Annotated in this window: 21 protein-coding genes; 13 read left to right on the top strand and 8 right to left on the bottom strand. The window is 73.2% G+C overall.

Going from position 1 to position 24,722, the window contains the following annotated elements:
• The first annotated feature begins 2 nt into the window (after positions 1–2).
• The 5 genes from ABZ861_RS21500 to ABZ861_RS21480 all read left to right on the top strand — a co-directional run bounded on the left by ABZ861_RS21500 (position 3) and on the right by ABZ861_RS21480 (position 5,727).
• Positions 3–632, top strand: a complete 630-nt coding sequence (locus tag ABZ861_RS21500; protein WP_361632402.1) for an EboA domain-containing protein — start codon at positions 3–5, stop codon at positions 630–632.
• Positions 629–1,489, top strand: a complete 861-nt coding sequence (locus ABZ861_RS21495) for a TatD family hydrolase (RefSeq protein ID WP_361632400.1) — start codon at positions 629–631, stop codon at positions 1,487–1,489. The genes ABZ861_RS21500 and ABZ861_RS21495 overlap by 4 nt, the downstream gene beginning before the upstream one ends.
• The gene (gene eboE, locus ABZ861_RS21490; protein WP_361632398.1) at positions 1,486–2,589 is read left to right on the top strand and encodes a metabolite traffic protein EboE; all 1,104 of its coding nucleotides are present in this window, start codon (positions 1,486–1,488) and stop codon (positions 2,587–2,589) included. The genes ABZ861_RS21495 and eboE overlap by 4 nt, the downstream gene beginning before the upstream one ends.
• Positions 2,586–3,995 carry a nucleotide pyrophosphatase/phosphodiesterase family protein gene (locus ABZ861_RS21485; protein WP_361632396.1) on the top strand — a complete coding sequence of 470 codons (1,410 nt, stop codon included), beginning with the start codon at positions 2,586–2,588 and terminating at the stop codon, positions 3,993–3,995. The genes eboE and ABZ861_RS21485 overlap by 4 nt, the downstream gene beginning before the upstream one ends.
• 151 nt (positions 3,996–4,146) lie before the next feature.
• The gene (locus ABZ861_RS21480) at positions 4,147–5,727 is read left to right on the top strand and encodes an MFS transporter (protein WP_361632394.1); all 1,581 of its coding nucleotides are present in this window, start codon (positions 4,147–4,149) and stop codon (positions 5,725–5,727) included.
• A 76-nt stretch (positions 5,728–5,803) separates the two neighbouring features.
• On the opposite strand, the gene ABZ861_RS21475 is transcribed toward ABZ861_RS21480, so the two are convergent.
• The 4 genes from ABZ861_RS21475 to ABZ861_RS21460 all read right to left on the bottom strand — a co-directional run bounded on the left by ABZ861_RS21475 (position 5,804) and on the right by ABZ861_RS21460 (position 10,517).
• On the bottom strand, positions 5,804–7,387 hold the full coding sequence (locus tag ABZ861_RS21475) for a PQQ-binding-like beta-propeller repeat protein (RefSeq protein ID WP_361632392.1): 1,584 nt from the start codon (positions 7,385–7,387) through the stop codon (positions 5,804–5,806).
• A gap of 106 nt (positions 7,388–7,493) precedes the next feature.
• Entirely contained in the window at positions 7,494–8,651 is a 1,158-nt protein-coding gene (locus tag ABZ861_RS21470; protein ID WP_361632390.1) for an epoxide hydrolase family protein, read from the bottom strand.
• Between the two features lie 11 nt (positions 8,652–8,662).
• Positions 8,663–10,057: an FAD-dependent oxidoreductase gene (locus ABZ861_RS21465; RefSeq protein WP_361632388.1), complete on the bottom strand. Its 1,395-nt coding sequence runs from the start codon at positions 10,055–10,057 to the stop codon at positions 8,663–8,665.
• Between the two features lie 43 nt (positions 10,058–10,100).
• Entirely contained in the window at positions 10,101–10,517 is a 417-nt protein-coding gene (locus ABZ861_RS21460) for an SgcJ/EcaC family oxidoreductase (protein WP_361632386.1), read from the bottom strand.
• Positions 10,518–10,710: 193 nt separating this feature from the next.
• On the opposite strand from ABZ861_RS21460, the gene ABZ861_RS21455 reads away from it, so the two are divergent.
• From ABZ861_RS21455 to ABZ861_RS21430, 6 genes are all read left to right on the top strand, one after another.
• Positions 10,711–11,886 (top strand): acyl-CoA dehydrogenase family protein, encoded by a 1,176-nt coding sequence (locus tag ABZ861_RS21455; protein WP_361632384.1) that lies wholly within the window; start codon positions 10,711–10,713, stop codon positions 11,884–11,886.
• Positions 11,887–11,922: 36 nt separating this feature from the next.
• Positions 11,923–13,161: a cytochrome P450 gene (locus ABZ861_RS21450; RefSeq protein ID WP_361632382.1), complete on the top strand. Its 1,239-nt coding sequence runs from the start codon at positions 11,923–11,925 to the stop codon at positions 13,159–13,161.
• Positions 13,158–14,174: an alcohol dehydrogenase catalytic domain-containing protein gene (locus ABZ861_RS21445; RefSeq protein ID WP_361632380.1), complete on the top strand. Its 1,017-nt coding sequence runs from the start codon at positions 13,158–13,160 to the stop codon at positions 14,172–14,174. The genes ABZ861_RS21450 and ABZ861_RS21445 overlap by 4 nt, the downstream gene beginning before the upstream one ends.
• 191 nt (positions 14,175–14,365) lie before the next feature.
• Positions 14,366–14,734, top strand: coding sequence for a YciI family protein (locus ABZ861_RS21440; protein WP_361632378.1), 369 nt, complete (start codon positions 14,366–14,368; stop codon positions 14,732–14,734).
• A 74-nt stretch (positions 14,735–14,808) separates the two neighbouring features.
• Positions 14,809–15,240 (top strand): SDR family oxidoreductase, encoded by a 432-nt coding sequence (locus ABZ861_RS21435; RefSeq protein WP_361632376.1) that lies wholly within the window; start codon positions 14,809–14,811, stop codon positions 15,238–15,240.
• 176 nt (positions 15,241–15,416) lie between these two features.
• Complete coding sequence (locus ABZ861_RS21430) at positions 15,417–16,667, top strand: DUF6596 domain-containing protein (RefSeq protein ID WP_361632512.1); 1,251 nt, start codon at positions 15,417–15,419, stop codon at positions 16,665–16,667.
• Between the two features lie 34 nt (positions 16,668–16,701).
• On the opposite strand, the gene ABZ861_RS21425 is transcribed toward ABZ861_RS21430, so the two are convergent.
• The 3 genes from ABZ861_RS21425 to ABZ861_RS21415 all read right to left on the bottom strand — a co-directional run bounded on the left by ABZ861_RS21425 (position 16,702) and on the right by ABZ861_RS21415 (position 19,880).
• A complete protein-coding gene (locus ABZ861_RS21425; protein ID WP_361632510.1) occupies positions 16,702–17,061 on the bottom strand; it encodes a YciI family protein in 360 nt (119 codons plus the stop codon).
• 170 nt (positions 17,062–17,231) lie between these two features.
• Positions 17,232–18,617 carry an FAD-binding protein gene (locus tag ABZ861_RS21420; RefSeq protein WP_361632374.1) on the bottom strand — a complete coding sequence of 462 codons (1,386 nt, stop codon included), beginning with the start codon at positions 18,615–18,617 and terminating at the stop codon, positions 17,232–17,234.
• A gap of 24 nt (positions 18,618–18,641) precedes the next feature.
• Positions 18,642–19,880, bottom strand: a complete 1,239-nt coding sequence (locus ABZ861_RS21415; RefSeq protein WP_361632372.1) for an acyl-CoA dehydrogenase family protein — start codon at positions 19,878–19,880, stop codon at positions 18,642–18,644.
• A gap of 180 nt (positions 19,881–20,060) precedes the next feature.
• On the opposite strand from ABZ861_RS21415, the gene ABZ861_RS21410 reads away from it, so the two are divergent.
• The gene (locus ABZ861_RS21410; protein WP_361632370.1) at positions 20,061–21,455 is read left to right on the top strand and encodes a condensation domain-containing protein; all 1,395 of its coding nucleotides are present in this window, start codon (positions 20,061–20,063) and stop codon (positions 21,453–21,455) included.
• A 141-nt stretch (positions 21,456–21,596) separates the two neighbouring features.
• Here ABZ861_RS21410 and ABZ861_RS21405 read toward each other — a convergent pair whose 3' ends face one another.
• Positions 21,597–22,934, bottom strand: coding sequence for an extracellular solute-binding protein (locus tag ABZ861_RS21405; protein ID WP_361632368.1), 1,338 nt, complete (start codon positions 22,932–22,934; stop codon positions 21,597–21,599).
• A gap of 195 nt (positions 22,935–23,129) precedes the next feature.
• Here ABZ861_RS21405 and ABZ861_RS21400 point away from each other — a divergent pair, with 195 nt between their 5' ends.
• Entirely contained in the window at positions 23,130–24,704 is a 1,575-nt protein-coding gene (locus ABZ861_RS21400) for a 4-hydroxyphenylacetate 3-hydroxylase N-terminal domain-containing protein (RefSeq protein ID WP_361632366.1), read from the top strand.
• The last annotated feature ends 18 nt before the right edge of the window (positions 24,705–24,722 follow it).

The raw sequence follows: 24,722 nt of genomic DNA, 5'->3' as shown, positions 1-24,722 counted from the left end.
CCATGGCACCCGACCGGGACGACCGGCTCACGGCCGCCGAACAGCGCGTGCGGGAACGTCCCCAGGCCGTGCACCAGGAGTTCGCGCTGGCCGGAAGGCCGCCGGCGGGGCGCGGCAGTGATCGCGACGCGCTGATCCACGGCACCGCCGACGACCGGATCCGGGCCCGGCTGCTCGCGGTCCTCGCCGAGATGCTGCCCGAAGCGGAGCTGGCGGCCGGGACGGAGCGGCTCTACCGGCACGGCGACGACGCCGAACGGCGCGGAGTGCTGCGCGCGCTGACCGTGCTGCCCGCGTCCTCGGCGCCGCTCGGTCTCACGCTGGTCGCCGACGGTCTGCGGAGCAACGACCCGCGGCTGGTGGCGGCGGCGATGGGCCCGTTCTCCGCCGCCCGCCTGGACCAGCCTGCCTGGCGGCACGGGGTGCTGAAGTGCCTGTTCCTGGGCGTGCCGCTGGCGGCGGTGGCGGGGCTGGAGCGGCGCCGCGATCCCGAACTGCTGCGGATGGCCCGCGACCTGGCCGAGGAGCGCCGCGCCGCGGGGCGGGAGATCGGCCCGGACCTTCGCACGCTGCTCGGCGCCGGCCCGCTCCCCGCACCGGCGCCCTCCCGAGGAGAGGACGACCGCCGATGAGGATCTTCGACCCCCATATCCACATGACCTCCCGCACCACGGACGACTACCAGAACATGCACGCGGCCGGTGTCCGCGCCGTGGTCGAGCCGGCCTTCTGGCTCGGTCAGCCCCGCACCGGACTGGCGTCCTTCGTCGACTACTTCGACGGTCTCATCGGCTGGGAGCGCTTCCGGGCCTCGCAGTTCGGCGTCAGCCACAACTGCGCGATCGCCCTGAACCCGAAGGAGGCGAACGACCCGCGCTGCGCCGAGGCACTGGACGTACTGCCGCGCTACCTGGGCAAGAACGGCGTGGTCGCGGTCGGGGAGATCGGGTACGACGCGATGACCGCGGCCGAGGACGAGGCGTTCGCCCGCCAGTTGGAGCTGGCCGTCGAGCACTCCCTGCCCGCCCTGGTGCACACCCCGCACCGGGACAAGCGCTCCGGCGCGCGCCGCAGCCTGGACGTGATCCGGGAGTCCGGCATCGATCCCGGCGCCGTGCTGGTGGACCACCTGAACGAGGTGACCGTGCGGATGGTCGCCGACTCCGGCTGCTGGGCGGGCTTCTCCGTCTATCCCGACACCAAGATGGACGCCCACCGGACGGTGGCCGTGCTCAAGGAGTACGGAACGGCAAGGATGCTGGTCAACTCGGCGGCCGACTGGGGGCGTTCGGACCCGCTGGCGACCCGGCGGGTCGCGCTCGCGATGCTGGAGGCGGGATTCGGCGAGGCCGACGTCGACACGGTGCTGTGGCGCAACCCGGTGGCGTTCTACGGACGCAGCGGGCGTCTGATGCTCGACGCGGAGCACGGGAGCGACGCGCAGGACGCCGTGTTCCAGGGCAACTCCGTGCTGCGCGGCCAGTCGTGAACGGGCTGTGCTACTGCACCAACGTCCACCCGGCGGAGGACGTGGCGGGCGTGCTGGGCCAGCTCGACGCCTACGCGGTCCCGGTGCGCGAGCGGCTCGGGCGCGACGCGCTCGGCCTCGGGCTGTGGCTCGCCGCGGAAGCCGCCGCGGAACTGGCCGCGGACCCCGCGGCGTTGCGCCGTCTGCGCCGCGAACTCGACGCGCGCGGCCTGTCCGTGCTCACCCTGAACGCCTTCCCGTACGGCGGCTTCCACCGGAAGGTCGTCAAGCACGCGGTGTACCGCCCGGACTGGACCGATCCGGCCCGAGCCCGTTACACCGCCGACTGCGCGCACGTGCTGGCCGGGCTGCTGCCCGACGACGCCGGCAGCGGAAGCCTGTCGACCCTGCCGCTCGGCTGGCGCAGCCCCTGGTCGGCGGCCGACGACGAGGCCGCCCGGTCGGCCTTGCGGTGGACCGCCGGCGCGCTGCGCGAGGCGTCCGCGCGCGCGGGGCGCCCGCTGCGGCTGGCGGTCGAGCCGGAACCGGGCTGCGTCCTGGACACCGTCGCCGACGCCGTGCGCTGGCTGGCCCCGCGAGTGGACGCCGAGGTCGTCGGCCTCTGTCTGGACACCGCGCACCTGGCCGTCTCCTTCGCCGAGCCGGAGGAGGCTGTCGCCTCGGTCGAGCGAGCCGGCCTCTCGGTGGTGAAGATCCAGGCGTCCGCGGCGCTGCACGTCGACGATCCCCGGGACCCGCGCGCCCGCCGGCTGCTCGCCGCGTACGCCGAGCCCCGCTATCTGCACCAGGTACGGGAGCGGACCGCGGACGGCCGGGTGCTCGCGGCCGACGACCTTCCCGAAGCGCTCGACCGGCTGCCGGGCCTCGGGCCCTGGCGGGTGCACTTCCACGTCCCGCTGCACTCCGCGCCCGCGGGCCCCCTGCGCGCCACCACCGACGTGCTGCGCCGGGCCGTGGCGGCCGTGCGCGACCGGCCCGTGGTCGAGGTGGAGACGTACACGTGGCAGGTGCTGCCCCGGGCCGCCGATCCGGTGGCCGGCATCGCCGCCGAACTGCGCTGGGCGGAGAACGAGCTGCCGCTCCAGGAGGGAGCGGCGTGAGACCCGTGGTGCTCGTGGACGTGGTCGGCCTGACGCCCCGTCTGCTGCCGTTCATGCCGCACCTGTCCCGCCTCGCCGCACGGGGCGGCTGCGCCCCGCTGAGCACCGTGCTTCCCGCGGTGACGTGCAGCGTGCAGTCCACCCTCCTGACCGGGCGGCTGCCCGTCCACCACGGCGTCGTCGGCAACGGCTGGTACTTCCGCGAGCTGGGCGAGATCCACTTCTGGCGCCAGCACGACCGGCTGGTGCGGGGCCCGAAGGTGTGGGACGCCGCGCGGGCCCGGCGCCCTGGCTACCGCGTCGCCAACGTGTGCTGGTGGTACGCCATGGGCGCCGCCACCGACGTCCTGGTGACGCCGCGCCCGGTCTACCACGCGGACGGGCGCAAGTCGCCCGACTGCTACACCCGGCCGCCCGCCCTGCACGACCGGCTCTCTGCGGAGCTGGGCCCCTTCCCGCTGTTCCAGTACTGGGGCCCGACGGCCGGCCTGGCGTCCAGCCGGTGGATCATCGCGGCGGCCCGCCGCATCCTGCGCGCCGAGCGCCCCGACCTGCTGCTCGTCTACGTACCGCATCTCGACTACGACCTCCAGCGGTTCGGCCCGGACTCGCCGCAGGCCCGGACCGCCGCACGGGCCGTCGACGCGGAGCTGGCGCCGCTGCTGGAGCAGGCCGAGGAGGACGGGGCGGCCGTGGTCGCGCTCAGCGAGTACGGCATCACCCCGGTCGACCGCCCGGTGGACCTGAACCGCGCGCTGCGCCGCGACGGCCTGCTGGAGGTGTACGAGCAGGCCGGGATGGAGTACCTGGACCCGTGGACCTCGCGGGCCTTCGCCGTCGCCGACCACCAGATCGCGCACGTCTACGTCGCCGACCCGGCGGACGTGCCGAAGGTGCGCGACCTGGTCAAGGAGCTGCCCGGCGTGGCGGAGGTGCTGGGCCGGGCGGAACAGGCCCGGTACGGCCTCGACCATCCCCGCTCCGGCGAGCTGGTGGCGGTGGCGGCGCCCGACGCCTGGTTCACGTACTACTACTGGCTGGACGACGCCCGCGCGCCCGACTTCGCCCGCTCGGTCGAGATCCACCGGAAGCCGGGATACGACCCGGCCGAGCTGTTCTTCGACCCCGCGGACCGGCTGGCGAAGGCCAAGGCGGCGCTCGGGCTGGCCCGCAAGAAGCTCGGTCTGCGCTACGTCATGGACGCGGCACCGCTCGACCCGTCGTGCGTGCGCGGCTCGCACGGGCGGCTTCCGGACGCGCCGTCCGACGGCCCGATGGTGATCTGCTCCGAAGCCGACTGGCGGCCCGCTCTCACGTCCGGCGGCGCCGTGCGCGCCGTCGCCGTCCCGGACCTGCTGCTGCGGTTGCACGGTGCGGAGGGCCTCGGGCGTGCCCCAAGACCGTGAGGCGGCCCGGCGGACGCCGGCCGGGCGACGCGGGCAGGTCACGGCGCATCGCCCGCACACGCCCGCGGATGTCGAGAACCGCCCACCGGTTCCGACGTAGCGGGTCCGAGGGCGTCCGAGTGCCGTCCGTCATCCATCGGAAAGGACCTTCATGAACTCCGCCGTGACGCCGATCGAGCCGACGGCGCGCGCCGGCCGACGGGAATGGACCGGCCTGGCCGTGCTCGCGCTGCCGACGCTTCTGGTCTCGGTCGACGTGTACGTCATGCTGCTCGCCCTGCCCCGGCTGTCGTCCGCCCTGCACGCGAACAGCGTCGAGCAGCTCTGGGTCAGCGACATCTATCCCTTCGTCCTCGCCGGGATGCTCATCACCATGGGCAACCTGGGCGACCGGTTCGGCCGGCGCCGACTGCTGCTGATCGGCGCCGCGGCCTTCGGCTGCGCGTCCGTGGGCGCCGCCTACGCCACCAGCCCGATGATGCTCATCGTGGCCCGCGCCGTGATGGGGGTCGCCGGGGCCACGCTGGCGCCGTCGACCCTGTCCCTGATCTCCACGATGTTCCGGGACGACCGGCAGCGGGGCACGGCGATCGGGATCTGGGGGGCGTGCTTCTCCGTCGGCGCCATCGTCGGCCCGCTCGTCGGCGGCGCCATGCTCGCCCGGTTCTGGTGGGGCTCGGCCTTCCTGGTCGGCATTCCCGCGCTGGTCCTGCTGCTGCTCCTCGGGCCGCTGCTGCTGCCGGAGTACCGCGCCGAGCAGCCCGGCCGTCTCGACTTCGTCAGTGTGGTGGAGTCCCTGGCCGCCGTCCTCCTGACGATCTGGGGCGTCAAGGAGTTCGCCCGGACGGGATGGCACCTCGCGCCCCTGGCCGCCGTGGTGGTCGGGGTCGGCCTCGGCGTCGTCTTCGTGCGGCGCCAGCACCGGCTGACCGACCCGCTCCTGGACCTCAGCCTGTTCTCCAGGCGGCAGTTCTCGGCCGCCCTGATCAGCCTGTTCCTGGGCACCATGCTCACCGGAGCGGTCATGTACTTCGTCACCCAGACGCTCCAGCTCCTCTACGGGCGCAGTCCGCTGAGCGCCGGCGTGTGGATGCTGCCGGCGATCGCCGCCAACACCGTCAGCTTCGTCCTCTCCCCCCGGCTCGGGCAGCGTTTCCGTCCCGCGTACCTCATCGGCTGCGGTCTGCTCCTGTGCATCGCAGGCATGGTCCTGATCACCCAGGTCCGGGCCGGCGGCAGCCCGGCGCTGCTGGCCATCGGCTTCGCCGTGATCTACCTCGGCGCGGGTCCCATGGTCACCCTCGGCATCGGCCTGGTGATCGGCTCCGCGCCGCAGGAGAAGGCCGGATCCGCGGCGGCCCTCAACGAGACCAGCGGTCAACTGGGGTTCGCCCTGGGCATCGCGGCGCTCGGCAGCATCGGGACGGCGGTCTACCGCGGCACGATCTCCCTCGCGCCGGGGCTCCCCGGGTCCGCCGCGCGGTCCGCGAAGGACTCGCTGGCGAGCGCCGGGCAGGCGGCGCGCCGCCTGCCCGGCGCGACGGGCGACGCCGTCCTGCACGCCGCCCGTGCCGCGTTCACCACGGAGTTGCACGTCGTGGTCGCCATCGCGGCCGTGCTGCTGTCGGCCGTGGCGATCCTGGTGACCGCCCTCCTGCGGCACGTTCCGCCGACCGGGCAGCAGCAGTCCGGCGCCGAGCAGGGGGAGGAGAGCGCCGCCGCGGCGGTGTGACTCCCGCGCGCGTCGCATGCGACGGCCCCGGACCGCGACACGGTCCGGGGCCGTCGCGTGCGACGCGCGGGCCTCGTCACCCGTGTGAGCCGCCGCCCGCCAGCTCGTAGGCGACGAGCTGGGGCTGGGAGTCGTCCGAGGCTCCGGCGACGCCCGCGCCCACCAGCAGCATGTCGCCGCTGACGGCGGGCGGCGCGTTGACGCCGGCCGGTGCGGTCGCCGTCCACAGGGTTCTGCCCGTGCGGGTGTCGAAGGCGAAGAGCCGGCCGTCGAAACTACTGGTGATCACCGTGTCGTTGGCCACCGTCGCGGCGCCGAGCGCCATCTGCGGCAGTCGCCGCTGCCAGCGCACTCCCCCGGTCCGCGTGTCGATCGCCGCGAGACCTCCCCTGCCCTGGTCGGTCCCGGGGTAGCTCATCCCGCCGCTGGCGCTCATCTCGGACGGGAGGTCGACCCAGGGCACGAAGACCGTTCCCCGCGCGGCGGCCATCGGGGTCTCCACCCCTCCGAGCACGCCCGGGTAGATGGTGACCGGCTTCTCGGGCAGCGGGCCCTCGTCGTTCTGGTGCCGTCCGACCGGGCGGGTCCACAGCGGCTGACCGTCGTCGGCGCGGTAGGCGAAGACCTTGCCCATCTTGCCCGCCACGATCACGATCTCGGTCCGCACGCCGTGGATCGGCACGGCAGTGACGATCGCCGAGTCCTGGAGGTCGTAGTCCCGTATGTCGTGCGGGAGGGCCTGCCGGTACCAGAGGAGCTTGCCGGTCCTGCCGTCCAGCGCGACCAGGGAGCCGGTGTAGAGGTTCGGGCCCGGCCGGCTGCTGCCGTTGGGGTAGTCGGGGGTGCCGGGCGTGGGCGCCGGGTTGGCCACCGACAGGAAGACCCGGCCGCGGCCGTCGACGGCCGGCGGGTACCAGAGGCCGCCGCCGGAGTTGATCTCCGGGTGGCCCCACAGATAGCCGTCCTTGACGGTGTTGAACGTCCACCGGGGCTTTCCGGTGGCGGTGTCCAGGGCCCAGACGGTGCCCATCGACCCCGGCACGTACTGGCCGAAGATCGACGGCTCCGTGCTCACCAGGACGGTGCTCCCGTAGATCTGCGGGGCGACGTCGACTCCGCCCTTGTCCGGCTCCACCAGTCGCCTGGACCACAGGGTCCGGCCGGTACGGGCGTCCAGGGCGAAGGCGCCGGTGAAGGTGGTGCCGAAGAGCCTCCCGCGGCTGTACGAGATGCCGTTCGGCCCCACGCTGGGATCGTCGAACGCGTGCTGCCAGCGGATCTCGCCGGTCTCCTTGTCCACGGCGTAGACGTGGGAGTCCAGGTCGATGACGTAGACGGTCGGACCCACCACGATCGGGTTGGACGCCATGACGCCCGCGAAGGTCGGCTTGCCCTTCAACGGCAGCCGCCACTTGACCTTCAGGCGGTGGACGGTCTTCGCGTCGATCGGCGTCCGGGTGGCGGCCCGGGTGTTGAGGAGGTCGCCGTTGGCGCTGGGCCAGTCGGTCGCCCCCGCCCGTCCCCGTGCCCCGGCGTCCGCGGGCGCCGCCGTGGAGGCGTGCACTTCGCCGCGTCCGGCGGCGAGCATGCCGAGCGCGGCCAGCCCGGCCAGAGCGATCCGGACTCTTCGCCTCCCGGGGCGGGCCGCCGGTAAGCGCACTGTCGCGTCGACTGTCAATCCGGCCTCATCTCGTCGTCGCCCGGCAGCGGTTCGCGGATCCGGGCCGCTCGATCCGGCTGCCGGCGCCGCCGGCAGACGGTCTGGGTCATCGCAGCGTCCGCGCGAACGTCCTGACGTCCGCGACGAACAGATCGGGCTGTTCCAGGGCGGCGAAGTGGCCGCCCCTGTCGAACTCGGACCAGTGGGCCAGGGTCGGCAGCAGCCGCTCCGCCCAGCGGCGCACCGGCCGTACCGCGTCGTGCGGGAAGGACGCCACCCCGACGGGCATGGCGAGGGGCCACGGTCCCGTCCAGGTCCGCAGGAACTCGGCGTCCAACCGGTTGGACTCATAGTAGAGCTGGGCGCTGGAGCCCGCGGACGAAGTGAACCAGTAGAGGGCGACGTTCGTCAGCAGCCAGTCACGGCTCACCGGGATCTCGGCCTGCGGGCCGCCGCCCGTCCACTCCCGGAACTTCTCCGCGATCCAGGCGAGTTGGCCGACGGGCGAGTCGGTGAGTGCGTAGGCGAGGGTCTGCGGGCGGGTGGACTGGATCTTCCGCCAGCCGGCGCCGTCCTGCTCGAACCCGGCCGCGAACTCCAGCCGGGCCAGGTCGGCGGCGTCGAGCCGGCTCAGCTCGGCCGGGTCCTGGGGCGGCACGGTGACGAACATGTTGAGGTGGACGCCCGCGACGTGTGCGGGGTCGGCGAGCGCGGTCCGCAGCGACACCGGCATGCCCCAGTCCCCGCCCTGCACGAGATAGCGCCGGTAGCCGAGCCCGCGCATCAGTTCCGCCCAGGCCCGGCCGACCCGTTCGGTGTCCCAGCCGGTCTCCTCGGGGTGACCGGAGAAGCCGTAGCCGGGCAATGAGGGGATGACCAGGTGGAACGCGTCGGCGGGGTCCCCGCCGTGCGCGCGGGGGTCGGTCAGCGGCGCGATCACGTCGAGGAACTCGGCCACCGAGCCGGGCCAGCCGTGCGTGAGGACCATCGGCATGGCGTCCGGCTCGGGCGAGCGGACGTGCAGGAAGTGGACGTCCACTCCGTCGACCTCGGTGAGGTACTGGGGCAGCGAGTTGAGGCGCTTCTCGACCAGGCGCCAGGAGAAGCCGGTCTGCCAGTAGCCGGCCAGCTCCTTCAGGTAGCCGAGGGGGACTCCGCGGTCCCAGCCGACGCCCGGCAGCTCGTCCGGCCACCGGGTGGCGGCGAGCCTGCGCTCCAGGTCGTCCAGGGCCTCCTGGGGGACGTCGATACGGAAGGGACGCATGTCGATGCCTCTCAACTGGGCCGTCGCACGGGCTCGGGCCGCTCGGAACCGGCGGCGGCGACGGCGCCGGCCGGGCGGCGGAAGGAGTGCCGCAGCACCCGTGCCATCGTGCCTGGCCTCATCAGCGAGGAGGGGGGCTCGATCAGGCCGGCGGCGCGGATGAAGGCGGAGGTGAGTTCGGGGTCGTGCGTGGCGGCCTTGTGCAGCTTGTTCACGTAGGCGTTGGCGATCCGGACCTGGGGCGTTCGACGTCCCTGGACGCCCGGGTAGCCGAGGTCGGCGCCCGCGGCGAACTCCCAGGGCGAGTCGACGGCGGCGGCGACCCGCTGGAAGAAGCGCCGGAAGTCCGGCGGGGCGCCGGTCCTCAACTGCTCCCGCAGCGCCAGGGCTTCGAGGGCGGCGACCGTCATCCCCTGTCCGTAGACCGGGTTGAAGCTGCACACGGCGTCGCCCATCACCAGGTAGCCGGCCGGGAACTCGGTGAGCCGCTCGTAGTGGCGCCGCACGCTGGCGGGGAACTTGAACGTCCCCGAGTCCAGCGTCGGCGCAGCCCGCCGGACGGCTTCGTAGACGTCCGACACCGGCAACGACCGGGTGTAGGCGAGGAATCCGTCGAGGTCGGCCGGCGGATGGTCGCCGAGGATGCCGGTGAGCGAGAGCTGCACCTGGCCGTCGTCGCCGGGCAGCCGGTAGAAGAAGGCGCCGCGCGGATGCGACGGGGTCGCCACCGGGATGATCGCCAGTTCGTCGCCGAACGGGTCGGCGTCCAGCGCGAAGTGCCGGGTGGTGTAGGCCAGATCGATCTTGATCCGGCTCTCCTCCGGCCGCCGGTAGCCGAGTTCGTCCAGCCACACCGGGGTGCGCGAGCCGCGTCCGGTGACGTCGACGACCAGGTCCGCGGCCAGGACCTCCGGGGCGGCGTCGCCGTCCTGGGGCTGCACGCGGACGCCGGTGACCCGGCGGCGGTCGCCGTCGGTCTCCAGGCCGAGGATGTCGTACCGCTCCAGGAAGGTCACGCCGGGCACGGCCTGCACGCGGCGCCGGACGTGGTACTCCAGCACCGGCCGCGTCGCGGGGACCGACAGCAGTCCCGTGTCGCCGGTGGCGAGCCTGCGGCCGTTGAAGTACCAGCGGATGGCGCTGCCGAAGTCACCGGGCCGGACGCCCGCCGCGCGCAGTTCCTCGGTCAGGCCGGGGAAGAGCGCCTCGAAGATCTGCTGTCCGCGGGCCACCAGTCCGTGCGCGTGGCGGCCGTGCGGGACGCCGCGGCGTGCCGTGGCGACGCCGTCGAGTGCGTCCCGGTCGACGACCAGGACCTCCGCGTACGACTCGGCCAGCACGGCGGCGGCCAGCAGCCCCGCCATGCTGCCGCCGAGCACTATCGCGCGCTCGCCTACACGGCCCATCGTCGGCGCCCTCCACTGCGTGCGGCCGTCGCCGCGGGCCGGATCACGCCGCGCCCACCGGGGTGTTCTGGTAGGAGGCGATGCGCCAGTCGGTCCCCTCCCGCACCAGGATCCAGGTGGCCCGGATCACGCGCTCCCCGCTCGGCTCCCGCTCACCGGGGGCCAGCACTCCTCCCTTGGTGACGACCGCGGCGACATCGGCCGCGAGCGGCCTGACCGTCAGCGGCACGCCGGTCACACGGGTCCCCTTGAGCGGGCCGGTGAAGGCCCGGCTCATATAGGACCGGATCTCCTCACGGCTGGTCAGGAAGACGTCGCCGGGCAGGATCAGCGTCGCGTGCTCGGTGAAGGTCTCCGCGAACCGGTCCGCGTCGTGCTGTGCCCACGCCTCGACGATGCGCGTCGGCACGGCACGCAGCGCCGCGGTCTCGTCGGTGTCCAACGACGGGGTGGAAGGCATGGCCTCTCCTTCGCCAGCGGGTCGGGCTCTTGACGTCGGTCAGGCTCACACGCGTCGTCGCGGCGTCGCATCTCCACGATTGCGCCCGCCGACCGCCCGCGTCGCACCGCAATCGCGGAGATGAAAGCGGCCCGGTCCGGTGCAAGCCTCGACGAGGCCGATCACCCGGCCGCCGCGTACCGGAGGAGAGCTGATGACCCACAAGATCCCGTCCCGTCGCGAACTCGTCGGCCGGGCGTCGGAACTGGCGCCGCTGCTGCGCAAGAACGCCCTCTGGGAGGAGGAGAACCGGCGCCTCCCGGACGAGGTCGTCGACGCGCTGACCGAGTCCGGGCTGCTGAACCTGCGGGTCCCCACCCGCTACGGCGGCTACGAGTGCGACATGCGGACGGTGGTCGAGGTGATCGCCGAGCTGGGCCGGGGCGACGGGTCGACCGCCTGGGTCATGTCGGTCTTCGCGATCAGCACCTGGATGGCCGGGCTGTTCCCGGACGAGGTCCAGGACGAGGTGTTCGCGCAGCCCGGCGTCCGGGTGTCCGGGATCCTCAGCCCGACCGCCACCGCCGTCCCGGTCGACGGCGGTGTGCTGCTCAACGGCAAGTGGGGATTCAACTCCGGCGTGCTGCACAGCTCGTGGGACACCAACGCGGCGGTATTGATGTCCCCCGACGGTCCGCAGCCGGTCATGGCAGCCGTGCCGACCGCGGACCTGGAGATCGTCGACGACTGGCACACGGCCGGTCTGCGCGGCTCGGGGAGCGTCTCCACCGTGGCCCGCGACGTGTTCGTGCCCGAGGCGCGCGTGCTGCCGATGGGGCCGGTCCTGCAAGGGGTGCACCGCTCCCGGGCGAACGCCGACTCCCCCGTCTTCAACGCCCCGTTCATGCCCACCGCCTGCGCCACGATCTCCGCGCCGGCCCTCGGCCTGGCCAAGGCGGCGAAGGACGCCTTCCTGGAGCGGCTGCCCGGCCGGAAGATCACCTATACCGCCTACGAGAACCAGAGCGAGGCGCCCCTCACCCACCTTCAGGTGGCCAAGGCCGTCACCGGGATCGACGAGGCCGAGTTCCACGCCCTGCGCGCCGCGGACCTGATCGACGCGCACGCCCTGGACGGCACGCCGTGGACGCTGGAGGAGCGCGCCCGCGTCCGGCTCGACCTGGGCGCGACCTGCGTGCGCGCCAAGGAGGCCGTGGACGTCCTCAACGGCGCGAGCGGCGGCTCCTCGGTGTTCACCGACGTCCCGATCCAGCGCATCGAACGCGACGTGCAGACGCTGAACCTGCACGCGATCCTGCACCCCGACACCAACTTCGAGCTGTACGGGCGCATCGTCTGCGGCCTCGAGCCCAACACCCTCTACCTGTAGACAGCCGGGGGCCCGCTCCCCCATCCGGAGGCCCTAGTGACAGACCAACCCCCGATCGTCATCGACCGCACCGGCGCGGACATCCACGCCGAACTCGCCGCGCTGCGCCGCCGCGGCCCCGTGTCCCGGATCGAACTCCCCGGCTCGGTGCGGGCCTGGTCGGTGACCGGCTACGAGGCCGCCCTGAGCGTCCTGGGCGACACCCGGTTCTCGAAGGACCCCCGCAAGCACTGGCCCGCCTTCGTCGACGGGGAGATCGGCGCGGACTTCCCGCTCATCGGGTGGGTGCTGATGGACAACCTGACCACGGCGCACGGCGCCGACCACAGCAGGCTGCGGCGGCTGACGGCGAAGGCGTTCACCCCGCGCCGGGTCGAGGCCATGCGCCCGGTGATCGAACAGGCCGCCGCGGAGCTGCTGGACGAGCTGGCCGCCGCGGCGCCGGGCGAAGCGGTGGACCTCAAGAAGCGGTTCGCCCACCCCCTCCCGGCCCGGGTCATCTGCGACCTCTTCGGCGTCGAGCCCGAGGAGCGCGCCGACCTGCTGCGCGGCGGCGAGGTGAACGTCGACACGACCACCGGCGCCGAGGAGGCGGCGGCGAACGTGGAACGCTGGCACCGGCAGATGCACGACTTCGTCGAACGCAAGCGCAGGACGCCGGGCGACGACCTCACCAGCGACCTGGTCGCCGCCCAGGAGACGGACGGAAGCAGGCTGACCCCGTCCGAGCTGGTGGGCACCCTGCACCTGATGCTGGCGACCGGCACGGAACCGGTGATGAACCTCATCGGCAACGCGGTCCTCGCCCTCCTGACCCACCCCGAGCAGTACGAGCGGGTACGGGCCGGACACGCCGGGTGGGACGACGTGATCGAGGAGACGCTGCGCGCCGAGGCGCCGGTGGCGCACCTGCCGTTCCGGTTCGCCACGGAGGACGTGGAGGTCGGCGGCGTGACCGTCCGGCGGGGCGAGCCGGTGCTGATCGGGTTTGCCGCCACCGGTCGTGACCCCGAGGTGCACGGCGCCGACGCCGACCGGTTCGAGCTGTCCCGGGAGGACAAGAGCCACCTCGCGTTCGGGTCCGGCGTCTACCGCTGCATCGGCATGCCGCTGGCCCGCGCCGAGCTGCGGATCGCGCTGCCCGCCCTCTTCGCGCGCTTCCCGGAGATGGCGCTGGCCGTGCGCCCCGAGCAGCTCAAACCGCAGAGCACGTTCATCATGAACGGGGTGGAGAGCCTGCCCGTGCGCCTGGCGCCGAAGGACGACCGGGGATGAAGGCCGCCGTCATCGCGGCGCCGAAGGCGCCCTGGGAGATCCGTGACGTCCCGACGCCCGAACCAGGGCCGGGCGAGGTCCTGGTGCGGGTGCGGGCCTGCGGCGTCTGCCACAACGACGTGTGGACCGCGCAGGGCGTCTTCCCCTTTCCGTCCTTCAGCCCCGCGATCACCGGGCACGAGGCCGCCGGCGAGGTCGTGGCGCTGGGCCCCGGCGTGACGGGCCGGCGGGTCGGGGACCGGGTGGGCACGACCTGGGTGCAGGAGACCTGCGGGCGGTGCGGCTACTGCCGGCGCAACCTTCCGCTCACCGGGCAGTCGGGGATGAACTGCGCCGAGTCGGTGATGACCGGGCTGAACACCCAGGGCGGCCACGCCGAGTACGTGTGCGTCAAGGCGGCGAGCACGGTGCTGCTGCCGGACGGTCTGGACTACACGACGGCCGCTCCCGTCCTGTGCGCGGGCTACACCGCGTGGAGCGCCCTGCGCGCGGCGCGGCCGCAGCCCGGTGAACGCGTCGCCGTGCTGGGCGTCGGCGGGCTGGGGCACATGGCCGTCCAGTACTCGCGGGCCTGCGGATTCGACACGGTGGCGATCACCGGCTCGCCCGACAAGCACGAGCTGGCGCTCGGGCTCGGCGCCCGCGCCGTCGTCGCGAACGGGACCGAGCTGCGCGAGGCGGGCGGCGCCGACGTCGTCCTGGTGACGGGCATCTCCTACCGGTCCGCCGCGGACGCCCTCCAGGGGCTGCTGCCCGGGGGCCGGATCGTCCTGGCCGCCATCGACCCGAACGACTCGTTCACCGTCGGTCCGGCGTCCGCGTTCTGGTCGATGCGCCAGCAGGTCATCGGCGCCACGCACGACGGCCTGCGCTATCTGACCGAGGCTCTGGACCTGGTGGCGAGGGGAGCCGTCACCCCGGTGCACGAGGTGTTCGCCAAGGAGGACGTCGCCGAGGCGGTGTCGAGGACGGCGGCAGGCGACGTCCGGTTCCGGGCGGTGGTGACCTACTGACCCGGGCCAGGGGGCCGGCGGGCGACGGGGAGCGACCGGAGGCGACGGCAGGTTCCCGGGCCCGCGGCGTTGCCCGGCGCTCGGCGGCGGTGAAAAACTTCCGCGCCGATGTCGAGAGCGGAGCGTCGGCGCCGACGAAGAGGCGAAGGGACGCCTTGGACGTCCCTCGCACGCCCGTGAGGAGCAGCACCGTGAAGTACCTGATCATGATGTACCCGAACGCCGAGGTCCTGGACGCCCTGTCCGAGGAGGAGCGCAACGCCGTCTTCCAGGGCCACGGCGAGTTCATGACCAAGATCAAGGAGTCGGGCGAGTTCGTCGGCACGGCGGCGCTGGGCGGGGCCGACCAGTCCTCCGTCGTCAGCGTCCGCGGCGGAGTCCCCGCGGTGACCGACGGCCCCTACGCCGAGTCCAAGGAGGTCGTGGGCGGCTACTACGTCATCGAGGTCAAGGACCGGGACCGGGCCCACGAGATCGCCGCGATGATCCCGGACGCCGCGGTCGAGGGCCTGGGCATCGAGGTACGGCCGATCGTCTTCAGCGAGGACGCCTCCGCGTGACACCCCGCCCGGGGGCCGTCAGGCCCCCGGGCCGCCTCGCGCGAACCCGCCCCGGCGGTCGAGAGGAGGTGCGCGTGAAGGCTCCGGAGCTGCTTGGGGACGAGGTGGTCGTCGTGTCGGGGGTGGGCTCGGGTCTGGGCCGGACACTCGCCCTCCGGTGCGCCGAGTCCGGGGCCGACGTGGTGCTCGCGGCACGGACGTCCGCGTACCTGGACGAGGTGGCGAAGGCCGTCGAGAGCACCGGAAGCCGCGCGCTCGCGGTCCCGACCGACATCACCGATCCGGCCGCCGCCGAGGCGCTCGCCGCCGCCGCGCTCGGCTCGTTCGGCAGACTCCATGCCGAGGCGCACGTCGTCCATCCCGGTCTCGCGCAGTCCGGCGTGCGGCGGCTCCGTGAGCAGCACACGGAGGAGACCGCGGACGCGGTGATCTTCCTCGCCTCGCACCTGGCGCGCGTCGTGACCGGTCGCTGTCTCGACGTCGACTGCGGCGAATACCGCCATTGACCTCCGCGGCCCGCTCGCGGTCGTCGCACGGGAGCGGCCCCCTGCCCTGCGGTACGGTGTCGGCACCGGCTGCCGAGTCCGTCGGCGGCGCGCACGACACAGAGGGTGGTCCGCGTCCGCATGAGCGTCGCACCGCGCCCGCGCTCCTCACCCCGCAGGCGCCGCCGGGGCTGCCGGTGAAGGACGACAGCGAGGTCGTCGCCCACCTGCGGAGCCTCATCCCGCAGGTGGTGGGCACGCTGGTGCGCCGTTACGGACGGTTCGAGGAGTGCGAGGACGCCACCCAGGACGCGTTGCTCGACGCGATCGTGCAGTGGCGCGAGGACGGCCTCCCCGACAACCCGCTCGGCTGGCTGACCAGGGTCGCGCACCGCCGGCTCACCGACCGCGCCCGCAGCGACATCGCCCGCCGCCGCAGGGAGGCGACCGTGGCGGCCATGGCACGGGCGGACGAGCCGGCGCCGGCGCCGGCCGGACTGCCGCCGTCGGACCAGGACGACTCCCTCATCCTGCTCTTCCTGTGCTGCCATCCGAGCCTTTCCCCCTCGTCCCAGTTGGCGCTGACCCTGCGGGCGTGCGGCGGCCTGACGACCAGCCAGGTGGCAGGCGCCTTCCTGGTGCCCGAGGCGACGATGGCGCAGCGCATCAGCCGGGCGAAGCAGCGCATCAGGGCGGTCGGCGCGACCTTCGAACTGCCGCCGCCCGAGGACCGGCCGCAGCGTCTCGCCGTGGTCCTGCACGTGCTCTACCTGATCTTCAACGAGGGGTACACCAGCACCTCCGGGGCGAACCTGCACCAGGTCGAGCTGACGCGGGAGGCGATCCGGCTGACGCGCGCGCTGCGCCGGGCCATGCCCGACTCCCCGGAGGTGACGGGGCTGCTCGCGCTCATGCTGCTCACCGACGCCCGCCGGCCGGCGCGCACCGACGAGGGCGGGAACCTGGTCCCGCTCGCCGAACAGGACCGTACGCGGTGGGACGCCGTCGCCCTCAAGGAGGGCGTCGAGCTGACCGCCGACGCGCTCACCCGCGGGCCGACGGGCCTGTACCAGTTGCAGGCGGCCATCGCCGCGGTGCACGCCGAGGCGCCCAGCGCCGAGGAGACGGACTGGCGGCAGATCGTCATCCTCTACCACCTCCTCGAACAGGTGTCCCCGAACCCGATGGTCACGCTGAACCACGCGGTGGCGGCGGCCATGGCGCACGGCCCGCGGGCCGGTCTCGCCCTGCTCAGCCCGCTCGACGAGGACGACCGGGTCGCCGACCACCACCGGCTGCACGCGGTGCGCGCGCACCTGCTGGAGATGGCCGGCGACCGCGCGGCGGCGTGCGAGAGCTACCGGAAGGCCGCACGGCGCACGGCGAGCCTTCCCGAGAAGCGCTTCCTGGAGTCGCGGGCGGACCGCTTGAGCGAGCCGGGCGAGTGACGCTCCGCCGCCGCGCGCACGCGCGCCCGCCGGTTCACATCTCGATGCCGGACGGCAGCATCACGGGCCGCACCTCGACGCCCAGCCCGTCCATGCGGGCCTCCGGCACGAGGGCGGCCAGCTCGTGGGCGCGTTCGTCGGTCTCGCAGTCGATCAGGTAGAAGCCGGACAACTGCACCCGGGAAGGCACCAGCGGGCCTTCGGACACGAAGGCGACGCCGTCCGCCACACGGACCACGGTGCTCTGCGAGACGTGGGCCAGGGTGTGCGCGGCCACCAGTTCCCCTTCTTCCGAGAGGGTCTTGTGGAAGGCGCGGTGCTCCTGCACGAACTCCTCGCGGACCGCGTCCGGCAGCGCGTCCCACGCGTCGGGGTCCATGTGCAGAACCAGCATGTACTTCACGCCTGCGCTCCTGACGTCGCGGACGCCCGAAGTGGGCCCCTCTCACAGGCATGTCGGCGCCGAATCCCGCCGTTCGACATCGAGCCGTCGGCGCGGGGTGCTTTTCCGTACGCGGGGTGGTCTTCAGTACGCGGGGCGATCTTCAGTACGCAGGGTGCATTTCAGTACCTGGCCGAGCTGCCCGGCGTGACGTCGTGCCGGAAGAGGCCGTCCGGGTCGATCCGGCGGCGCACGCCGTCCACCCGCGCGACCGTCTCGGGCGGCAGATGCCGCTGAGGCTGGTCGAGGCGTTCGACCAGCGTGGGCGCGGTCCATCCGGTGTCCCAAGGAGCCAGCGCCGAGCGGACTTTGGCGCAGTGCGCCTGTATCGCCGCGCGCGCGGCGGGGTCGACGGCCAGGCCGCCGGCCGTGAAGGCGAAGGCCGCGTCGAGGCGGCTCAGCGCGCCGCCGTCCGGCGCCGGGACCGCCAACGCGCCGCCGAGCTGCCGCAGTTCGGCGTTCACCAGCGGCGAGCCCGAGCCCTCGCCGAGCAACTGGAGGAAGACCTCGGCGCCGTCCGGGCCGAGCGGGGAGAGCAGCAGGTGGTCGCCGAGGACCGGCACCGGTTCGGTGGGATCCATGTGCGCCTGGGGCACCGCGGTCGGCGCGCCCTCGCGCCAGGTGTCGAGAAGCGGCGCGGCGACGGCGCGCAGGGGCGCGAGCAGGTCCTCGGCGCGCAGCCGCGCGGCGCCCAGGTCGTCCTCGGCGGGGCTGAGCACCGTGCCCGTCAGGCACAGCACCGGGCCTCCGGTCAGCTCGGGCGGGATGCCTGGCACGGCGGGCAGGTTCATCACCCGCAGCGCCGTGGTGACGGTCCCGGGCGCGTCACGGGTCCACCGCGTCCACCGCGCCGTCAGCTCCCGGCCGTGCGCCGCGGGCCAGAAGGCGGCGCCGGCGATCACCCGGGCGGCCGGGAACAGGCCGATCTCGACCGCCGTGACGACGCCGAAGCCGCCCCCGCCGCCGCGCAGCGCCCAGAACAGCTCCGGGTCCGCGGCGGCGTCCGCCCGGCAGGTGAGGCCGTCCGCCGTGACGAGTTCGACGGCCCGCAGGGCGTTGGCGGCCAGTCCCGTGTGCCGGCCGTACACGCTGACGCCGCCGCGCAGCAGGTAGCCGACCACCCCGACCGTCGGCGACGTGCCGTGCGCGGCGGCCAGTCCGTGTGCGGCGGCCGCCTCGACGACCGCCGCCCAGCGGGTCCCCGCCGGAACCCGGGCGACGCGTGCCGCCGCGTCGACCTCGACCGGTCCCGACGGCTCGGTGCGCACCAGCAGCGAGCCGTGCATGGGACGGGCCGAGGAGGAGGCGTGGCCGCTGGTGTGCGGCCTGACCCACAGCCGGTCCGCGCGTGCGCGGCGGACGGCGGCCCGGACCTCGTCGGCGGTGCGGACGGTGACCGCCGCGGCCGGCCGCACCGGCGCCGCGAGGTTGAACACCGCGGTCGCCGCGGCGTATTCCGCCTCGGGGGGCCGCGCGATCCGCACCGCCCGCGCCTCGGTCCCGGTCATACGGTGTGCTCCTTCGCCAGGGCGCTACGCGACGCCGAACCGGACACGGGCCAGCTCGCGGGTGGTGACCGATCGCAGCAGGACGCCGACCCCGGCATGGCTGTGCAGGGTGGACAGATCGCGCCAGACCCGTTCGATCCGCTCGCCGCCGCGGACCGCGCTGGAGCCGGCCGTGGGGAAGAGCTGCCCCTCCACGGCGCTCCAGCACAGCCGAAGGACCTCGCGGCAGACCGTGGCCAGGCGCAGGTCGTGCTCCCGGGTGAAGGCGCCCGGCCCGTCGGCGCACAGGCGGCTCCACTGCTGGACGGCGTGGTGCAGGGCGGCCTCCGCCGTCGCGACGAGACCGGCCGCCTCGCCGTACCAGAACTGGTAGTCCGGGTCCTCGGCGCGGGTGACGACCGGGGGCAGCAGGGTGGTGCGGGCGCGCATCAGCTCCTCGTAGGCGTCGAGGGCCCCTTGCGCCATCCCGACGGCGAGCGAGGCGACCTCCAGCAGCATGAAGCTGAGGGGGCCGCCGCCGTACTCCGGATTGCCGTGCAGCCGGCTGCCGGGGGTGCCCTGCGCGGTGTCGACCTCGCTCATATGCGTGCCCGGGAGCGCGAAGTGCTCCGGGATCCGGCCGTTCTCGATCACGATGCTGTGCGATCCGCTGCCTTTGAGGCCCAGTTGGCCGCCCCAGTCGTCCAGTCGGCGGAACTCGGCGCGCGGGGCGACGAAGAGCATCGGCGCCGGCGCCTCGCCCTCCGCGCCGGGCACGAGGACGTGGCCGAGGAAGTGCGTCGCGTAGGGGGCGCCCGAGCAGTATCTCCAGGTGCCGTTGAGCACCCAGCTCCCGTCCGGGGCCCGCGAGGCCGAGCCGCTCGGCACGATGGTCGCCGGGCAGATGAAGTCGCCCGCGGCGAAGAGTTCGGCCTGCGCGCGTTCGCCGAACAGACCGGCGGCGGGCAGCGCGTGCGTGGCGCCGAGGCAGAACATCCACGCGGTCGAGGGGCAGCCCCGGGCGAGGATCTGCGAGACCCGGAGGAAGGTCTCGACGCCGAACTCGTGGCCGCCGTAGCGCCGGGGCCCCAGGATCCGGTAGAAGCCCGCCTCGGCGAACGCCGCGTGCGTGTCCGGGGCGTAGTACGTGCGCTGCTCGGTCTCGGCCTGGCGGTCCACGAGCGTCGGCGCGAGGGCCTCCGCCCTGGCGATGACCTCTGCGGGTGTCAGGTCCGGTTCGGCCGCGGTCGGCGGTCCACTGGCGCGAGTCGTGGCGGACGTCATTCCTGCGCAGCTCCTTACCCGTTCTGCCGTGCACGCGAATGGGCTGTCCGTCGATGCTGACGGGCGGGGGCCGACGGCGGATCTCCCAGATTGCCCGCATGCGGGAAGAAGCCCTCGGAAATGCGCGGGACTAGGGTTCCCCGACGAGTTCGGCCGCTTCGACGGAAGGACACCGTCCCCATGGGCGCTGAGGACAGAAAACCGGTCGGCACGTCCGCCGACAGGATTCCCCTTTCCTGCAATCAGGAATTCCTCTACGGATATGACAGGGGTGATGACGAGGGGCCGTTCGGCCCGCGGTTTCACATCGTCCACGGCTGGTGGCTGCGCGGGAAAGCGCACCCGGACACCCTGCGAAAGGCGCTGGACGACGTCGTGGCGCGACACGAGGCGCTGCGCACGGTCGTCGTCCGGGGCGCCTCCGGTGAATGGCACCAGGAGGTCCGGCCGCCGATGCGGGCGCGGCTGGAGGTGCGGGAGGCGTCCGCCGCCGACGACGGCGCCCGCGAGCGGGCCGCGCAGGCGCTGCTGACGGAGGTGGAGTCCGGCACGATCAGCGCGCACCGGCTGCCCCTGATCAAGGCCACGCTGGTCCGCTTCGACGAGGAGCACGCGGTGCTGGCCCTGATCGTCCACCACAGCGCGGCCGACGGCTGGTCGGTTCGGAGAATCGTCCGCGACCTGGCCCTGTGCTACGCCGCGCGGCGCGGCCACGCCGTGCCCGAGCCGCCGCCGGCCCCGCCCTACCGCGACTTCGTCGCGTGGCAGCGCGCGTTCACGGCCGGCGACGACGCCGCGCGCGCCCGCGCGTTCTGGCGGGAGCGGCTGGCGGGCGCGCGGATCGTCTCCGTTCCCACCGACCGGCCGAAGTCGGCGGGGCTGCCGGAGTCCACGGCGGTCTACCGGTTCACCCTCGACGCCCCCGTGGTGTCGCGAGCGGCGGAGCTGGCCAGGTCGATGCGCTGCACGCCGTTCATGGTGCTGATGGGGGCGTTCGCGCTCATGATCCAGCGGACCACCGGGAGCACCGACACAGTGGTGCCGACCTTCTCCCCCGGGCGCCTCCAGGACGAGTTCCGGCACACGGTCGGGCCGTTCCTCAACCTGCTGCCGCTGCGCACCGAACTGGCCGGATGCCGCAGCTTCCGGGACGTGGTGAGCCGCGTCCGGGCCACCTGCCTGGCGGCCTACTCGCACGACATCCCGTTCGTCCACATCCTGGCGCAGGAACCGGAGTTGATGCGGCCGGTGACGGAGGACGACCGCGCCGCCTGCGTGTTCCAGGTGTTCCCGTTCCCCTTCGTGCTGGACGGGGAGGAGATCGGCGACCTCGTGTTCACCGAGATACGGCGCCGGCTGGACTCCCAGCCGGTGGGCTCGGACGTGCCGAACGGCGCCCTGTGGACCCTCAACCTCGACCCGGCGGGCGACGTGGTCGCAGGCGTCCAGTACAACAGCAACCTGTACGACATGAGTTCGGTGGCCGGGATGGTGGAGGAGTACCGCGCGGTGCTCGGCGAGGCCGTCGCCGCACCGGACGCGCCGGTGGGGCTGGACGAGCCGCGCACGTCGTAGCACCGGGCGTAACGGCCCGCGCACGGCGCGGGTCCGGGCGCGAGGGCCCGCGCACGTGGCGGGACCGGTCGCGACGGCCCGCGCGAGTGGCGGGCGCGGAGGCCGCGGGAACGCGTCGCGTCCCCGCGGCCTCCGGCTGGCTCAGCCGACGGCGATCGGTCCCCGGGGACGCAGGCCCCGGACGGCGGCGTTGTAGTCGTCCAGCAGCCGCTGGGCCTCGGCGTTGGCCCGGGAGAGCCGCTCGCGCACGTCCACGTCGGTGACCAGGACGTCGTGCATCGCCTGGGTCAGGGTCCGTTGGATCGCGGCGAACTCCCCGAGGACCGCGCCCTGCGCGGCCGGGGTGCCGTCGTTGGCGGCGAGCTGGTCCAGGGCCGTGCGGAAGTGCGGGTTGGCGTCGAACCACCCCTCCCGCGCCAACAGGTCGAACGCGCCCTCGGTGACCGCGATGAAGCCGGTGTCCCGATGGCGGTCGGCGGCGGCCCGGGGGGCGTTGAGGTACTGCATGAAGGCAAGCGCCCCGTCCAGGGTCTCCTGGTCGAGGCCGTCGGCCAGCCACAGCGCGTCCCCGCCGATCACGTTGCCGGCGTAGGGCGCCTGTCCGTTGTGGGGCATCCGGCAGGCCCGCACCGTGAAGCCGCCTTCGCGCCCGGCGCCGATCATCCGTTCCGCCTCGACCGAGGTGGTGATGGTGAAGGCGACCTTCTGGTCCGCGAACGCCTGGAAGTTGGCGTCCCAGTCGCTCGGTTCGGTGGTGGGCCGGCCGCGGTAGAGATACAGGCCATCCCGGTGCATCCGCCGCCACCACTGGAAGTACGCCAGCATCGCGTCCGAGTCGAGGAAGGTCGTCTCGGCCCTGCCGGAGCGCCCGTTGTCGTGGTCCGCGAGCAGCGCGCCCTGCTGGGCCGCCGACTGCTGGAACAGCCAGCCGTGGTTGGGCCAGCAGATCCCGTGGGTCGGGCCGTCCTCCAGGGCGACGGCGGCCCGGCAGGCGGCCTCCAACTCGGCCCAGGTGCCCGGTGTCTCCTCGACACCGGCCCGCTCCAGCAGTTCGAGGTTGGCGTAGAGGAGGGTGGTGGAGGTGAGCGGCGGCATGGCCGCGACCTCGCCGTCGAAGGTGTAGTACCGGCTGGCCGCCGGTGTGACGTCCCCGAGCACCACCGGCTCGCCGAGGATCTCGGTCCGTCCCGCGACCGCCCGTTCCACCGAGGTGAACAGCGGCTTCCCGTCCGGCCCCTGGGCGTCGCGGGCGTCCTGGGCGGAGGTGTAGAAGTACTGCGCGAGGGTCGGCGCGGCGCCCCGGAGGGCCGCGTCGTGCACGGCCTGCGGAAGCCCCAGCCAGTCCACGCCGGTGACCTCGATCCGGTACTCCGGATGCGCGGACGTGAACTTGTCGGCCAACTCCCGTGTCCGGTCGAGGAAGTACGGCATGAACGGATAGAGCGGCACCCAGATGCCGATATCGATGCGGTTCCTCATTCAGGTGTCTCCTCAGCGGTCTGTTCCGGACGGCCCTGCCGCACATGATGTGCGGGCACATGTGTGCAAGCACCTCTGGAATTGCCGGACTTCAGCGGCTCAGCGGAAGGACGCGCATGCTGAAAGAACCTCGACCGCCGTTCGGGCGCCACGCTCTGGTGTGTTCCTGGAAACGGCGGCGACGGGAGACGACAGATGGAGGACGGCCGGAACACCGGCCAGGAGGCCGGTCGCACCACCCGTCCTCTGACCGGAGAGGAATATCTGGAAAGCCTCCGGGACGACCGCGAGATCTACCTCTACGGAGAACGCGTCAAGGACGTCACCCGGCATCCCGCGTTCCACAACCCGGCCCGGATGGTCGCCCGGCTCTACGACGCGCTGCACGACCCCCGGCACAGGCCGGTGCTGACGGCGCCGACGGACACCGGGAGCGGCGGCTACACGCACCGGTTCTTCACCACGCCGCGCGGCCCCGAGGACCTGGTCGGCGCCCAGCGGGCCATCGCCGCCTGGGCGCGCCTGACCTACGGATGGATGGGCCGCAGTCCCGACTACAAGGCGTCGTTCCTCGGCACGCTCGGCGCGAACGCCGATTTCTACGAGCCGTTCGCGGACAACGCCCGGCGCTGGTACGCCGAGTCGCAGGAGAAGGTCCTGTACTGGAACCACGCGATCGTGCACCCGCCGGTCGACCGCGGTCTGCCGCCGGACCAGGTGGCCGACGTCTTCGTGCACGCGGAGAAGGAGACGGACGCCGGCCTGGTGGTCTCCGGCGCGAAGGTCGTGGCGACCGGGTCGGCGCTGACGCACTACAACTTCATCGCCCACTACGGGCTGCCGATCAAGGACCGCAGGTTCGCGCTGGTCGCCACCATCCCGATGCACGCCCCCGGGGTCAAGTTGATCTGCCGTCCGTCCTACACGGCGACGGCCGCGGCGATGGGCAGCCCGTTCGACTACCCGCTCTCCTCCCGGCTGGACGAGAACGACACGATCCTGGTGCTCGACAAGGTGCTCGTGCCCTGGGAGAACGTCTTCGTCTACGGACAGCCCGAGAAGATACGCATGTTCACCGGCCAGTCGGGCTTCGTCGAGCGGTTCACCTTCCACGGCTGCACCCGGCTCGCCGTAAAGCTGGAGTTCATCGCCGGGCTGCTGGCCAAGGCCCTGGAGATCACCGGGACGAGCGACTTCCGCGGTGTGCAGAGCCGGCTGGGCGAGGTGCTGGCCTGGCGCAACCTCTTCTGGGGCCTGTCCGACGCCGCCGCCCGCAACCCGGTCGCCTGGCGGAACGGCGCCGTGCTGCCCAACCCGCGCTACGGCCTCGCCTACCGCTGGTTCATGCAGATCGGATACCCGCGGATCCGGGAGATCGTGCTCCAGGACGTGGCCAGCGGGCTGATCTACGTCAACTCCGGCGCCCAGGACTTCGGCAATCCGGCGATCCGGCCGTACCTGGACAAGTACGTCCGGGGGTCGGGCGGCGTCGACGCGGTCGAGCGGGTCAAGCTGATGAAACTGCTGTGGGACGCCGTGGGCAGCGAGTTCGGCGGGCGGCACGAGCTGTACGAGCGCAACTACGCCGGAAACCACGAGAACACGCGGGTCGAGCTGCTCTTCTCGCAGCTCGCCGACGGAGAGATGGACTCCTGCAAGGCGATGGTCGACGAGTGCCTGGCGGAGTACGACCTCGGCGGCTGGACGGTTCCGGACCTCTCGTCCTTCACCGGCCTGCGGCAGTCCGTGCACCGGCTCTTCGAGAGCTGACCCGACACATCGGAGAAG

The organism is Streptomyces sp. NPDC046985 (assembly GCF_040644415.1).
Lineage (GTDB): Bacteria > Actinomycetota > Actinomycetes > Streptomycetales > Streptomycetaceae > Streptomyces.
This window is presented reverse-complemented; position numbering and strand designations above follow the sequence as displayed.